The sequence below is a fragment of the Rhodococcus mengyinensis genome, assembly GCF_048381435.1.
In the GTDB taxonomy this organism is placed as follows: Bacteria; Actinomycetota; Actinomycetes; order Mycobacteriales; family Mycobacteriaceae; genus Rhodococcus_F; species Rhodococcus_F opacus_D.
This window is the reverse complement of the sequence record NZ_JBLWIT010000077.1, coordinates 20,535-33,323: the sequence shown is the minus strand read 5'-3', so window position 1 is coordinate 33,323 and position 12,789 is coordinate 20,535. Positions and strand designations below refer to the sequence as shown.

The 12,789-nt window shown below is 63.3% G+C and carries 14 protein-coding genes; 3 read left to right on the top strand and 11 right to left on the bottom strand.

Going from position 1 to position 12,789, the window contains the following annotated elements:
• Positions 1-26 precede the first annotated feature (26 nt).
• From ACNJ7E_RS14935 to ACNJ7E_RS14925, 3 genes are all read right to left on the bottom strand, one after another.
• Positions 27-464, bottom strand: a complete 438-nt coding sequence (locus ACNJ7E_RS14935; protein WP_418340249.1) for a ParB family protein — start codon at positions 462-464, stop codon at positions 27-29.
• A complete protein-coding gene (locus ACNJ7E_RS14930; RefSeq protein WP_418340248.1) occupies positions 464-1,252 on the bottom strand; it encodes a ParA family protein in 789 nt (262 codons plus the stop codon). Before ACNJ7E_RS14930 ends, ACNJ7E_RS14935 begins: the two co-directional genes overlap by 1 nt.
• Positions 1,253-1,762: 510 nt before the next feature.
• The gene (locus tag ACNJ7E_RS14925; RefSeq protein ID WP_418340247.1) at positions 1,763-2,362 is read right to left on the bottom strand and encodes a hypothetical protein; all 600 of its coding nucleotides are present in this window, start codon (positions 2,360-2,362) and stop codon (positions 1,763-1,765) included.
• 332 nt (positions 2,363-2,694) lie between these two features.
• Between ACNJ7E_RS14925 and ACNJ7E_RS14920 the strand changes: the two genes are divergently transcribed.
• Entirely contained in the window at positions 2,695-3,273 is a 579-nt protein-coding gene (locus ACNJ7E_RS14920; protein ID WP_418340246.1) for a hypothetical protein, read from the top strand.
• 85 nt (positions 3,274-3,358) lie between these two features.
• A complete protein-coding gene (locus ACNJ7E_RS14915; protein ID WP_418340278.1) occupies positions 3,359-4,327 on the top strand; it encodes a DUF1918 domain-containing protein in 969 nt (322 codons plus the stop codon).
• Positions 4,328-4,483: 156 nt separating this feature from the next.
• Here ACNJ7E_RS14915 and ACNJ7E_RS14910 read toward each other — a convergent pair whose 3' ends face one another.
• The 4 genes from ACNJ7E_RS14910 to ACNJ7E_RS14895 form a co-directional block, all read right to left on the bottom strand.
• A complete protein-coding gene (locus tag ACNJ7E_RS14910) occupies positions 4,484-5,827 on the bottom strand; it encodes a hypothetical protein (RefSeq protein ID WP_418340245.1) in 1,344 nt (447 codons plus the stop codon).
• Positions 5,828-6,350: 523 nt separating this feature from the next.
• Complete coding sequence (locus ACNJ7E_RS14905) at positions 6,351-6,749, bottom strand: hypothetical protein (protein ID WP_418340244.1); 399 nt, start codon at positions 6,747-6,749, stop codon at positions 6,351-6,353.
• Complete coding sequence (locus ACNJ7E_RS14900) at positions 6,746-7,231, bottom strand: hypothetical protein (protein ID WP_418340243.1); 486 nt, start codon at positions 7,229-7,231, stop codon at positions 6,746-6,748. The genes ACNJ7E_RS14905 and ACNJ7E_RS14900 overlap by 4 nt, the downstream gene beginning before the upstream one ends.
• Positions 7,228-7,518, bottom strand: a complete 291-nt coding sequence (locus ACNJ7E_RS14895) for a hypothetical protein (protein ID WP_418340242.1) — start codon at positions 7,516-7,518, stop codon at positions 7,228-7,230. Before ACNJ7E_RS14895 ends, ACNJ7E_RS14900 begins: the two co-directional genes overlap by 4 nt.
• Positions 7,519-8,441: 923 nt before the next feature.
• Between ACNJ7E_RS14895 and ACNJ7E_RS14890 the strand changes: the two genes are divergently transcribed.
• Positions 8,442-8,909, top strand: a complete 468-nt coding sequence (locus ACNJ7E_RS14890) for a helix-turn-helix domain-containing protein (protein WP_418340241.1) — start codon at positions 8,442-8,444, stop codon at positions 8,907-8,909.
• A 383-nt stretch (positions 8,910-9,292) separates the two neighbouring features.
• On the opposite strand, the gene ACNJ7E_RS14885 is transcribed toward ACNJ7E_RS14890, so the two are convergent.
• The 4 genes from ACNJ7E_RS14885 to ACNJ7E_RS14870 all read right to left on the bottom strand — a co-directional run bounded on the left by ACNJ7E_RS14885 (position 9,293) and on the right by ACNJ7E_RS14870 (position 12,768).
• Complete coding sequence (locus tag ACNJ7E_RS14885; RefSeq protein WP_418340240.1) at positions 9,293-10,417, bottom strand: GAF domain-containing protein; 1,125 nt, start codon at positions 10,415-10,417, stop codon at positions 9,293-9,295.
• 44 nt (positions 10,418-10,461) lie between these two features.
• Positions 10,462-11,349: an MBL fold metallo-hydrolase gene (locus ACNJ7E_RS14880; RefSeq protein ID WP_418340239.1), complete on the bottom strand. Its 888-nt coding sequence runs from the start codon at positions 11,347-11,349 to the stop codon at positions 10,462-10,464.
• A gap of 213 nt (positions 11,350-11,562) precedes the next feature.
• On the bottom strand, positions 11,563-12,120 hold the full coding sequence (locus ACNJ7E_RS14875; protein WP_418340238.1) for a hypothetical protein: 558 nt from the start codon (positions 12,118-12,120) through the stop codon (positions 11,563-11,565).
• Between the two features lie 60 nt (positions 12,121-12,180).
• Positions 12,181-12,768 carry a hypothetical protein gene (locus tag ACNJ7E_RS14870; protein WP_418340237.1) on the bottom strand — a complete coding sequence of 196 codons (588 nt, stop codon included), beginning with the start codon at positions 12,766-12,768 and terminating at the stop codon, positions 12,181-12,183.
• Positions 12,769-12,789 lie beyond the last annotated feature (21 nt).

Sequence of the window (12,789 nt, the reverse complement as noted above, 5' to 3'; positions counted from 1 at the left end):
ATATGGTGACTGCCTGCCCATAGGGGTTATATGGCGATTTCGTCGGCGGGCGCAGGGAAGGGCTCGCCGTTGTTGTACTGGGTTTCGAGCTTGGTGCACAGCTGGTCGATTGCGGTGCGGATGAACACCTGCTGGCTCTTGATCCCGGTGCGGGGGCGGGTGTGTTCGAGTGCAGCGACCATCCGGTCCTTCAGTTCTTCTTCCAGCGACAGCAGGATGTCGGTGGTCTGGGCCTTGCGCTTCTTCTCTGTTGCGGGCTTCGCTGGCGCCGATGCGGCCTTGCGTTGCCGCGGCGTTGCAGACGATGTTGCGGAGCGACTGACTGTTGCAGGCGGGGCGGGCGACGTTGCGGTCAACTCTGATGCAACGGCGTCTGGCGTTGCGGTCGTCGTTGCCGCGGCCTGAGCGAACGTGTTGCGCGTACTGCGAGGCACGGGTCGGGCGGGTTGGGGGATTTTGCTCATCAGAGGGCCACCTTCTCCAGGATCTCGACGAAGTTGTTATGGAGGTTGCGGGACCAAACCGGATTAGCGGGGTGTTCATCGAAACCCATACCTACGTTGGTCAGCTTGGAGATATCCCCCCTGTGCATGATCGGGTCGCCAAGCAGGGCGATACCGTCCGCGGCCCCGTACTCCTTCAGGTAGTCGATGACCTCCGCGTGATCTTTGCGACGGCCGTCAAGCTTGTTGATAACAATCCCCGCGACCGGGAGGACCTTGTCCATGTACTCGGCCAGGTCTTCGAGAGCTGCCTGGATCGAATTGAGACCGTCGACTGCATCGTCTTCCGGATTGACGACGATCAGGAGATTGTCGGCGGCGTACAGGGCGCTGCGGGAAACAAGGTCAATCGCCGGGCGGCAGTCGATCAGGATGTGCTCGTAATCGCCAGACACCGGCTTGAGGGCACGGGCAAAGGACATCTCTCCGCCGGGCTTGGTGCCGAGCTGGTCGGAGACCGCCTGAAGTTCAGCAAAGCCCGACGGCACGACGTGAATTCCATCGCGTCGCGCGGCAACGATCGCGTCCCGCATCGGTAGGTCCGTCTGGCGGTCGAGAACATCCGCGAGCGAATGAGGCGACGGCTCAGATGTTGTGTAGCCGGTGAGATGCTTCGTGGAATTGCCCTGCATGTCCGCATCAACCAGCAGGACTGTCCGGCCGGTGGCGGCAGCGGCGTGCGCGAGCCCGCCGGCGACCACCGTCTTCCCGACTCCGCCCTTGAGGTTCGCGATCGCAGTGATCGTCATGTTCCTCCCCTCTCCTATTCCCATATGGGAGCTTATATAAGCTTATATTAGCTTATATTAGCTTATAACTAGTGCCCATATCTTTGGTTTGCTCCGGTTAGCTAGTCAGATCGTATGTAGCGCAAGCGCATATAACCTGCAGTGACATGCGGTTACCTAAGGAAATCTCAGATCATCTCTGCTACCGGAATCTCACAAAACAGCAGCTGACTACGGCTGCTCTTTGCTCATCGGAGATCTTCTGATGTTGCGGAGCAGCAGGTCAGATACCGCTCCAGAAGCCAACCGCAGCCTTGTAGGGGTCATCCTTCGCGCAGTAAATTCTCACCAAGCCTGGCCGTTCCAGGGCGCAGGTTCCGCAAGCGGAGCACTAGCCACCCTCAGTAGGGGAGCAGAGCGAGAAGACGTGTAGCCCGTGTTCAGCAACCTTCACGACTTCGCGGTATCCACGTACCCCGCATGTCCATTCGATTGCTTCCCATGGAGACAGATCGGTCTACGAACGGGATCTCAGCGTCGGACGCGGACATTCTTGCGGGAAGGCCCATGAACCGTGACACCGCGCTCAGTGGTCGCCCGAGCACCGTCCCTGAGAACGAGGTGCGCGTTGCCACTGGCATGGACCACCGCATCGCCCTCCGCGTAGACCACCGCGTTGTCATAGGCATTGACGAAGGCGCTGTCCGTGGCGTTGACCTGGGCGCTGTCGCAGGCGTTGATGCCGGCATGGTTGCGCGCAATCACGATGCAATCGTCAAACGCGTCGACGACTGTGTTGGTGTAGGCGTAGAGCCGCACCCGGCCCGTGATCTGGAGTCGGGCGGCGTCCGTGGCGACGATCTGCGCGGTCTCCGGGAGCGGGGTGTCGAGGTGGATGCGGACTAGAGAAGTACCGATGATGCGGATGGTCCACTCGTTCGTCTTGGCTTTGGCGAACGTGCGGTCGTCGAGTTCGATCTCGCTGCCGGCGGTGTCGACGACGACGGTGGTGGCCCCGGTGCGTAGCCGTTCGCGGACCGAGTCGGAGTTCCTGCTGACCTGCTCCGTTCGTTGCTGGCGAGCGGGGGAGCGGCGCCGTTTGGCTGGCGTCTTCGTCTGGCTCGTCGACACGTGGGGCTCCGTCCTCGAAGTAGGTGCGGGGTGAACGCGGCCGTTTCCGGCACCTTATGCCGAATCTTCCGTGTCAGCGGGAACCCGCGCAGTAACGCGCTTCGTGCCGCTTCCGGTAGCCGCGATCGAGGCTACGTCGACCAGGCGGCACCCGAGGCCTGGCCTTCACCGAGGACCCTTGGTGCCAGTTGCACCGAACACATGAGGCTTGGATCACGGGGCCGCGGACGGGTGATCACATTGAGGCTGACGGTCCGGAAAGAGATGAACCGAGCCCCGTGAACATGCGTGCCTCTCAACTTTCTGAGCTGAATACGCTGCACAATCGGGTTGTGACGCTGACGCTTAAGCCGTGGTTGCGGCGAGTAATGTTCTGGATCTTCCTGGTCGTCGTCGTCGGGTGTCTCGTGCGGGCTGCCCTGATCCGCGCTTCCCAGAAATGGGGTTTTGACGCGGTACTGGGAGGACTCGGGGAGTTTGCCACTAGCGCTGGGTTTGGCGGCACTATGGCCTTGCTCGCCGCTGGTGTGGCGTACATGGGCGTCCGGCGCAACAGCAGGGATTCTCACGCGATCGCCAACGACGACCGAGACCAACGGGACCGCGCGGCCAAGGACGATCGGGATCAGCGGGACCGCGCGGCCAAGGACGATCGAGACCAACGGGACCGCGCGGCCAAGGACGATCGGGATCAGCGAGATGCGATTGGTTATCGAGCCATGTGGTGGGAACAGGCGAGCTGGGCTATCAAATTGGTTACCGAAGGGGACGACTCCTATAAGCGGACTTTAGGTCTCAAAGCCCTCGACGTGCTCCTCGACAGCCAGTTTTTACCACCAGACGCGGTCGATCTGATCGTGAGGATTACGGAAGCATCAACTGAACTGGCGGTATCCGAAGGTGACAGCTAGAGCACATTCGGGGAGCATCGGTAACTGAGAGCTTAGTGAGGCGGGTGACATGGACAAATCCAAGGCGGCAGCCGGATCCAATGACATGGATGCAGTCAAGCAGCCAGAGGTCAAGACCTCGCTGTACGCGGCCGTAGGCGCCGGAGACGTCGTGGTGCAGGCCGTGGCCGACGTCGTCGCCCAGGTCCGCTCGCGCGCCGAGTCCACCCAGGGTGACGTCGAGGAGCGTGTCGGCGGCGCCAAGGAGCGCATCGCCGGACTCCAGGAAGAGGTCATCACCGACGGCGTCGAGAACCTTCGCGACCGCCTCGCCGGACTGCCGTCCGAGCTGCCCGAGGAGCTTGCCGAGCTGCGGGAGAAGTTCACCGCCGACGAGCTGCGCAAGGTCGCCGAGGCCTACCTGAAGGTCACCTCCGACCTGTACACATCTCTCGCCGAGCACGGCGATGCCCTCGTCGAGCGCATCCGCAAGCAGCCGGTCGAGGAGGGCATCGGCCGCGCCGAGACCGCCTTCGGCGACGCCTTCGAGCTGACCGAGGAAGCTCTCGGCACCGTTGCACGCCAAACGCGCGCCGTCGACGAGCAGGCCGCGAAGCTCGCGGGCCACGCTTCAGGTCGCATCTCCGACACCGCCGGCGGCGTCGGCCGCACCGAGACCGCCTTCGGTGACGTAGCAGTGGGAGACCGGTTGCACGTTCAGGGCAGGGTGGTCGGAGTGCACGAGAAGACCGCCGAGGTGGTGGCGGTACACGGAGAGAACGGCGAGCCGCCCTATCTCGTCCGGTACGACGACGGTCATGAGGCGCTCGTGTTTCCCGGATCCGATGCTTGGGTGGAACATCCGAAGTCGGGAGACTGGCTCGCCTTCGAGCAGACCGAGGAAGGGCGCACCGTCGAGCTGAAAGACGGCTGGACGGTCGTCGGGCGGTCTGCCATCACCGGCCATGAAGTAACCCAGGGGGAAAGAGCAGCAGCTGCACGGCTCCGTGTTAAGGCTGACCGTCTCAAGGGAGTGAAAACTCCGCAAGAAATAGTCAGCATTGCGGAGCAATAGGCTCCACCCAGCTAGCTGCATCTGAAAGATCAATCTCAGGGGATCCCCGGCTTCGAGGTCGGGGATCCCCTCTCGGTTCGAGGGTTCCTACCCCGTGATTCGCCACCAGCTCGGAGAGGCGAGGAGTTTGTAACCGATGGAGGCTGGTGGTGGCGATCATTCGTGGTTCCCTCCGTGGTGTGTGGCGCTCGCAGCGGCAGCGAGTGTGCGCCAATTCGCTCGCATCGCCGCGCGGTGTTCGGCACTTGCCGCCCGAGATCGAGCCTCCGCAGCCTCGGTAGCGCGTGCTGCCTGCTCAGCGCGTCGCTGGGCGTCGATTCTGGCTCGTTGCTGGCTCGGGGAGGGGCCAGTGAAATCGATGCGTGAGAGCCGCATGTGGGCGTATCGGACCGGGTTTTGGACCGAGTAGCCGCCGGTGCGCCAGCTCTTCGCGTCCGGCCAGGTCCACCCCCGGTTCTGAGTGTCGCAGGTGAGGGCGTCGGCGATGTCGCGGCCGGTCCAGCGGGTGGTGTCGATGCCGGTGCGTACGAGCACGTCGACGAGCTGGCCGATATGTCCATCCGGTGTCAGTGCAGGTGCGAGATGGGCGAGCTGTGCGGCCGCGCGTTGTGTGTGCAGGGGCCGATTGCTGTTGGTGGTTATTGCTCCTGCGTGCGTTCGCGCGCGCTTGGTGAGTTCTCTCTTACGAGAGAACTTCTCAAGAACGTTAGAACCAAGAGATAGGGTGTCCCGCCCGCTGAGCTGGGGATTACTCGCCGCGGCTTTGGTGGCTGCTGCCTGCTGGCGTTGGCGGCGCTGCTGATGCGTCTGTACCCGGTGTGCTGAGCGTGCGGGAGAGCGTCGCTGAGCGGCGGCTGGTCGAGGAGTGGCCTCGATGACCCATCGGGGGCTCGACAGGGCCCACACGCTCGCAGCTCCGCGCTGGTGGCCGCCATGGTGCAGCTCGGCGGCCATGAATTCATGGCTCTGCAGTAGGCGACCACGGACTACCTCGTGGCCCACACCCAGGTCACGGAGCACGCGTCGTGCACGTTGGACTACCGATTCGGATACCCCTGCCACGCGGCCGATCTTGGCTACCGAAGCAGTGATGTCCCGTCCGGTGGTGGAGTCGGCGAATCGTGCGTGGGCGGCCGCGACCGCGATCATCGTTTCAACGCCGATGCGGCGCTGTTTGACAGCGGCCCTGCCGGTGTCGGTGTTGGTTACCGCGTGGCGAACCTGCCGTAGCCACAGACGCTTACCCGACCACACCGGGATATCCCGGTACGCGCCGTCAGCGACGGGTAGCGCCCACGAGCTGCCACGCTGACCACTCGCATGGTTGAAGTGTTCGAGTTCGCTGACGTTGCGGTGCGCGGCGTCAACGAGTGCTGCCCACTCCGCATCGGGAGCAGGATCGACTACTTGCACCGGCGTGTCGGACGACACGCCGAGCGTCGATGATCGAGTTAGCAATGCTGATTCAGGGTATGGGTTACCCTGGGCGGTACCTGTCACAGGTAAAAGCCCTTCGGGGTGTTGCAGTACGAGTTCGAAAGTTCGAGCTTTCGAAACTCACCTCAGAGAACGTGACGGCCCTGCCAAGGCCTTCACCCTCTTGGTGAGGAGGACCTGCCAAGTCCTCCTCGACGAAATCCGCGGTTGCGGTTCCTGACTTGAAACCACCCCCACCAGGGGGTTTTTTCGTTTTCTGAGGGTCTGCGCTGATGAAATTAGGTATCGAGGACGTTCATTTCGTCACTCAGCCACAGCCATCACTTCCTTCCCTCTGGACACAGGTCATCGACCATCTCACCACGCCCGATGGCGCCGATCGGTTAGGCACGCGTGATGCATCTGTGACGAATCTGTTCACGTTGTGACCTTCTGCGTCCGGGGCTTGAGAGCCTGCCCAGGCTGCGATTGCAGCCCGAACCGCCGACACCAGAAGGCTGACCGCCAAACGCCCAGAACACAGTCGTGACGGTCTCGTCGCCGCCGAACTCGACGTCGTGAGGGGTGCCGCGTGCGACTGAGGTGGTCACCACGGGCGGCCTAGTCCATTGCGGCTCTGCGGCGACTGACGCCGGGGAGAGGCTGAGAACGCCGAGTCTGCTCTCGGCGTGCCGACTTCGGCGCGTGTCAGGGTGGTGAGCATGCGCTGAGCGATGGCCGCGACTTCGCGGACCTGGTCGACCGAGGCAGTTTCCGGGTCCGATGCGACGAGGTCAATCACGTCGAGAAGCGAGTCGCGTGTTCCAACCCCGAATCCGGAGTGACCCGCGGAGAGCAGGAGCGGACCGCAATCGTGGATGAGGTCCTCGGCGTCGAGCGCGGTGACGTCATCCACGTCGGCGACTCGTCGCGCGCAGACCATCTCCTGCATCGGGATGAGTTCCCACTCCTGCCCATGGCGGTCGGTGGCGGTGAAGGTGGTCATGCGGCTGCCCCTCTCGTTGAGCTGTGGAAACGGGTGTTCCACGCCTCGATTGCCGTTGAGATCCGGTTCTCGGCGACCGCCGTCGGATGAACGGCGAGATGCGCCCAGAAGGCGCTGGTGACCGTCTCGACGCCACTGAAGTCGCCGCCGGCCAGGTAGTCCCGGGCATCGATCGAGGAGTTGGCTACCGCGGCCCATGCGTAATTGGACGGCGCGCGATCGAGCTTGATCGTCGCGAGCTGCTCGAAGACGTTCCAGCGTGCGGAGATCGAGTCGACTGAGCCGATCGGTGTGGCGCGGCAGAGGGAGGCGACAGTCTGCGCCTCGGCCTGCGAGAACCCGGGGACCGTGACGAGACCCCACTGCGGGTGGGCATAGAGGTCGGCGATCCACCCCCACCGAACGGCTGGGGGGCCTTCAGTGGCAGGGGACTCCAGCTGACCGGTGGCCATGAAGTAGACGCGATCAACGAGTGATGTCATGCCGCCACCCCCCGGTTGGCCTCACGCTGGCCTTCGCTCCGGTTGTAATAGGCGCGCAGGTCATGGCGGGTCAGGATGGCTTCGCCGTCGTGGCGGTACGCAACTGCCGCCCAGATCATCGACTGCGGGGGAGTGCCCGCGCTGGTCAACTCCGCGACCTCTCTCCGGCAGGCGGTAAGTCGCGGGCACCGCAGGCATTCGGCCTGGGCGTCGAGGCCGGCGCGGTAGGAACCTGCATCCAGGTCCCAGGATTCAGGGTCGATCGAGCAGGGCGTGGGGGCGGTCATGCTGCGACTCCAGCCCGCGTCGTATCCCATCGACTTCGAGAGCCCGAGGCCACTGCTTCGTATCGCGCCAGGTGGCGGTGTTCGATCCGGTTTCCACGCAGGTCGTAGGCGTCGCCGGCGACGATCATCCCTCGCGGCGGCTCACCTTGTTCGATTGCCCGGAGGGTCTCGGTGCGGCATTGGGCGAGGAGCGGGCACTGTTTGCACGCGTCAATTACGCGCCGCAACTGGGCTGCGCTCTGCCCCTCGATCTCCCATGCCTTCGCTCGGCCGGAGCAGAGTGCCGAATCTTGGGCCTCTGGTCGGATCGGTGTGACGCCGCGGCTCTCGAGCTCCCTCCGAATAGCGCGGAGTGCTGGGCAGTCCTCGCACCCGGCGGTGTAGGTGAATCCGCAGCGCAGGCACCGGCCGGTAGAGGTGGGGCGGTGTTGAAGTGATGAGGCCAGCAGATCGCTGGTCGAGGAGTTCGAAAACTGAGTTCCGCGGGTGCCCGTCTTCGCATCGCGCTGTGTCAGCTCACGTAGTGCTGCCGCGGCCTCTGGGCACAGAGGTTTGATGATGGTCGGCTCATAGCCGCATTCGGTGCAGCGTCCGTCCATTGTCGAGTGCAGGGACGTGATGCGTACCAGGTCAGCGGCACTTGCGGTTGCCAACGATCGGGTTGCGGATAGGTGCTTCTTGGGACGCTCTATTAGAGCGCCAGCTAACGTGTTCATTGCAGAGGTTCCAATCTGCTATGACCGGCTAGGGGTTGGCGCCCCGCTCCGGTCGAGGCCCCCTGATCGTTGGTAGCGATCGGGGGGTTTCTTGTTGTGTGGGGGAAGTCAGGTGCTCATCCCCCTTGGGATTCTAATATAGTCTTACACTTTACCGCTCTTGTCTATCGTACTTTTTTGTGACAACAGTCCTGGAGGTCGGGCAGCATGGCTCGTTATGCGAGGTTGCCCAGGATGAGCCGGCGAACACTGGATGGGTTCGTGCCTTCCCGGCTCTCCCAGGCGCGTATCGACAAGCACTTGGCGCAGGGCGAACTCGCCCTGCGTGCCGATGTGAGCACGGCCACGATCTCGGCATGGGAAGTGGGTCGATCGACCCCTCAGGTCGATCGATTGATGAGGGTTGTGGAAATCCTCGGACTGCGAATGGACGAGGTGATAGATGTCCCCGTCGAGGAACGCAAACTTGGCACGCTGCGCGAGCTGACTGGCCGAACCCAAGCGCAGCTCGCCGGGGTCATCGGCGTGTCGACTTCCCTCCTCGCCGCGCTCGAACGCGGACACGCCAAGCTCGGCGATGCTGTCGCTGAACGGCTTGCAGGCGAACTTGGAGTGTCCGTTACCGAGATTCGAGCGGCGTACGAGCGTGGGCGCGCCCGGCCGCCACTCGACTGAGGATTGTGCAGTCGGGCGCAGGGCTGCTGGGGAAGTGTTGCTGAGGCGTAACGATCGGCCGGTGAATGACGATTTCTGCGTCGACCCCCCGAGGTCCCACTTCTTCGCAACGCTGAGCGCTGAGAGAAGTAGCTCGGTTGCTCGAATCGACATAACCCACCCCCGGGAACGGTGTGGCGCAAGAAGATACACGTGTGCCACACGTTGTTTTGCCTCTTCTGAAGCCGACTACGACAAGCCTCAGGAAACTCCCGGGTGGGGAGCGCGGACATCAGATTAGCAGTCCTCAGGAACTCTGCAACCGAACGATCGGTGCGGTGTGTCGATCTCGCCCACCGCGATGGGGCGGGCGAGATCGATTGCCGCTGTTATTGAATGGTGCACTACCAGCACATCGGGCCGGTGCCGGGGCGTACCAGCACCATCGCTTGCACCACCGTTACACCGTGCTCGGCGCTGGCTGTAGCCACTCCGGTGATGGTCAGCTCGGCGGGTGTCCACTCCTCCGACTCGGAGAACCGGACGAACAGCACCACGTCGAGGCTGAGGGCGTCGCCGTTCCGAAGTGATTCCCGGGCATGCAGAAATGCATCTCGGCTCTTCTCGTGGATCTCAGCGACTTCGGTGCGCCAGCGAGCGAGCGGTCCGGGAGGTGTGACATCCCATTCCAGGAACAGGCCCGTGATCAGCTCCAGGTATCCGATGCCCATCGGCTCGGCAAGCGACTTCTCGATCGTCATGGCCTGGGTCTTGCTGTACTCGCGGTGGAAATCCCGCTTGGGGTGTGTCTCGTCGGTGAGGTCGTGGATGAGGCCGGCGATAGTCTTCCGGCCGCCGATCTCGCGGCCCCGGGTTGTCATGTGCACGCACCGTAGAACCTTGTCGTCGCCCTCCAGGCTGATCTCGGCCGCAAAAGGCTGGCTTGGTTCTATTTGGCCGTGGCCGATCTGGCCGACATACACGGTGTAGGCGTCGCGCTTGTCGAAGGCGGTGAAGAAACGCCAGATCTCGGGAAGGCTGCGGTTGGGCTGGGTGGTGTCGATGCCGAGGATCTTCTCCTCAACGATAAGGGTGTGCTCGGACCGCATCGTGGCGAAATCCCACTCGAAGGTCCCGACCGTACGTGGAGGGGGCGGCGCCTCTCCGGCTGCTGCGATATATACCTGCACGCCAAAGATTTCCCCATTCGAAGACAGGATGGGGGCCGCATAAGATACCGCGGTTCGGTTCTGCGACAACCAAACCCGATCATGAAGTGGTTTACGGGCTTTGAGGACGGCGCTGATGGCTTTCTGTGCTGCCTCGCGGAGTTTGGCGGCGTCGCCACGGTTCGTCGCGACGCTCCAGCTCCTTTTCATCCGGCTCGCGAAGTCGCGCGCGAGACCGCCTTCGGAGACGACGCAAGGCTCTTGACCTGCATCGACACCGAGAGTTTCGAAAATTACCCAGCCCTGGTTGCCGGTTTCTGGGGCGCCATTCTGTTGGCGGCCTTCGAGTACGTCTGTCACGTAAAACTCCCCTCCATCAACCTCAACCCTATGTAAGCGTTGGGTCAGGGGAAAATCGGGCTCTGTTCTGCGCGAAGCCGATCGAACAGAACCGCATCGTGCGCACAGAAGATGGTCACTTGTTGTGAGGGGTCGTGTGCGAGTTTGCGGAGTTGCTGGTGATTTGCACGGACTTTCGCGGGAATTGAGGCCAGGGTCAGCTCGATTGCACGCAGCGTCGTGGCGCGGCTTATTGGTGCGGATCGACTGGGGGAGAGTACTGCTCGATGGTAGAAGGCATCTCCCGCATGAAATAGCCAACCGCGGTTGCTGGTTCGGACCGCGACACCGGCATGGCCGATGGAATGTCCGGGCATCGGGACGAGCCACACGTCTTCGACTCCGATGATCGGGTGTGCGGTGGGAAGGCCGAGTAGCTCTTCTCCGGTCCCGTCGTACGTCTGGAACGAGGTGATCGCCTCGACGTGCGGGCGGCGATACCGGAGACGCTCGGGTAGCCGGCGCCGCGCTTGCGCGGTGCGGAGTTCGGCGGCTGTCGTGTGCACTGTTGCGTGAGGAAAGTCGAGTGCGCCACCGATGTGGTCGTAGTCCAGGTGCGTCGCCACGATGTGGCGCACGTCCGAGAGTTGGTAGCCGAGGGCTTCGATTTGATGTGCGGCCGTCTCCTCCACGCGCAACGCCGGCCCGAGGGCCAGGGCGACGCGGCCGAGCCGATTTTTCGGCGCGGCAATATCCGACCGGCCGATTCCACTGTCGACTAGGACCAGGCCGTCGTTCGTCTCGCACAGCAGGACATGCGAGACCAGTGGGCCGCTTGCGAGCGAATCGAAGGATCCGCAATTCAGATGATGGATACGTCGAACACCAGACATAGCTAGCACCACCGGGGGATAGGCAGGTGTGACCAGGCACTGATCCATGCCGGCCGCCACATCCGGAACCGAAGTCGTCAAGAACCGGGAAACCTTCACACCTGAAGGCGCGGCACTATCTTACGCATCAGTAAGGAGGGCGTCTGATCGGATGCTTGTCCTGGTGCTGGCGGTGAAGCCCCGGGGTGCCTAGATCGCGGTCTGTCGCCGCTCAATTGGTGCTTTGAACTGTGTAGACGACACGTCCCCTAGGAAGGAGCGTCGCGTCGGCTCTTACTTCAGGCCGCAGCTGATGTGCATGTACATGTCGAAGTCCTCGTACGGGGAATTCACCATCCAGTGCGGCGGGGTGTCGGCGTCGACCTGGATCTCCACATCGCCAACGGCCGGCTGATCCCAGGTGACTCCGATCGGAAACTCGGACTTTCGGCTTACGTTATTGACCGCATCGATTGCCCTCTGGGATTCGGCGAAGTCGTGAGCGGGATAGTTGAGGGTCTCGTTCTCGACCGTGATCGTCTGGGATCCGTGCGTGAGGGTGGCGTGCCACCCGTTCGGTGCGATGACATCGACGGTGAGATCGTCACCCTCGCCGTGGCACTGGACATCGACCTGGTCCGGGGCCGGAAGGGTCACGAGGTCGACGCCTTTGCGGTTGCCGACGCCGATGGCGATGTTGCCGTCCCATCCGTCAACGCCGCCCGCCGACGCTGCCGGCGTCACGGTGCCGGGCCGGCCGTCATCGCTCGACGAGCCGGAGCATGCGGTCAGGGTGGCGGCGATCATGCTGGTGAGAGCGAGGCCGACGAGCGTGCGGCTGCGGTTGGACATCTAGTTTCCCCTCCTTTTGCCGCAGGGCGGCGTTGTCGAACTCGGTGCGGGCTACTGCTTTCAGTACCGGATGGTGTCGATGAGCCAGCTGTCCCCGGCATTGGTGAGGGTGACCCAGACAGTGGTGTCGGGGGAGACGGGGACGGCGTTGTCACCGGTGATCGCGGTCTGATGGATGGTGGCGACTCGGTGAATGAGGGTATCGGTATCGGGCGGGCACCCGGAGCAGCCGATCATCACGTCGGCGACGACCTTCGCATTCGCGGTGGCCCATTGTCCCCATTGCACGCCGGGTCCGCGTTCGGTCGTGACCGGTACGGCCACTTGCGATGCCAGGCTGTCGGTCAGCCACTGTCGAGCCCGGATGAAGCCGTCATTGGGGGACTGGTCGGTGGCCGGGTACCAGGTGAACGCGACAGCCAGGGCCTGGCGGGCTACCTCCTCCGCCGCCGCGGCGCCTGGCGCCGGTGTCGCAGCGGTCGGCGGAGGTACTGGAGCAATGGTGATCGACGGCGCAGGGGCGGACGTCGTCGACGTCTCTGCAGGCAAGGTTTGCGGATCTTCTCCGTTCGGCCGGCACGCATAGACGAGGACGGCGGCCAGGGCGCCGAGGAGCAGCACCACGGCCAGGAATCGACGCACGCTCATCTCGGTCCTCCTGCGGCAGTT

What these genes read in the sequence shown, in the direction of transcription:
- ACNJ7E_RS14935 (WP_418340249.1), bottom strand. Translation starts at nt 464, where the DNA reads ATGAGCAAAATCCCCCAACCCGCCCGACCCGTGCCTCGCAGTACGCGC.
- ACNJ7E_RS14930 (WP_418340248.1), bottom strand. Translation starts at nt 1,252, where the DNA reads ATGACGATCACTGCGATCGCGAACCTCAAGGGCGGAGTCGGGAAGACG.
- ACNJ7E_RS14915 (WP_418340278.1), top strand. Translation starts at nt 3,359, where the DNA reads ATGGATGCAGTCAAGCAGCCAGAGGTCAAGACCTCGCTGTACGCGGCC.
- ACNJ7E_RS14905 (WP_418340244.1), bottom strand. Translation starts at nt 6,749, where the DNA reads ATGACCACCTTCACCGCCACCGACCGCCATGGGCAGGAGTGGGAACTC.
- ACNJ7E_RS14900 (WP_418340243.1), bottom strand. Translation starts at nt 7,231, where the DNA reads ATGACATCACTCGTTGATCGCGTCTACTTCATGGCCACCGGTCAGCTG.
- ACNJ7E_RS14895 (WP_418340242.1), bottom strand. Translation starts at nt 7,518, where the DNA reads ATGACCGCCCCCACGCCCTGCTCGATCGACCCTGAATCCTGGGACCTG.
- ACNJ7E_RS14890 (WP_418340241.1), top strand. Translation starts at nt 8,442, where the DNA reads ATGGCTCGTTATGCGAGGTTGCCCAGGATGAGCCGGCGAACACTGGAT.
- ACNJ7E_RS14875 (WP_418340238.1), bottom strand. Translation starts at nt 12,120, where the DNA reads ATGTCCAACCGCAGCCGCACGCTCGTCGGCCTCGCTCTCACCAGCATG.
- ACNJ7E_RS14870 (WP_418340237.1), bottom strand. Translation starts at nt 12,768, where the DNA reads ATGAGCGTGCGTCGATTCCTGGCCGTGGTGCTGCTCCTCGGCGCCCTG.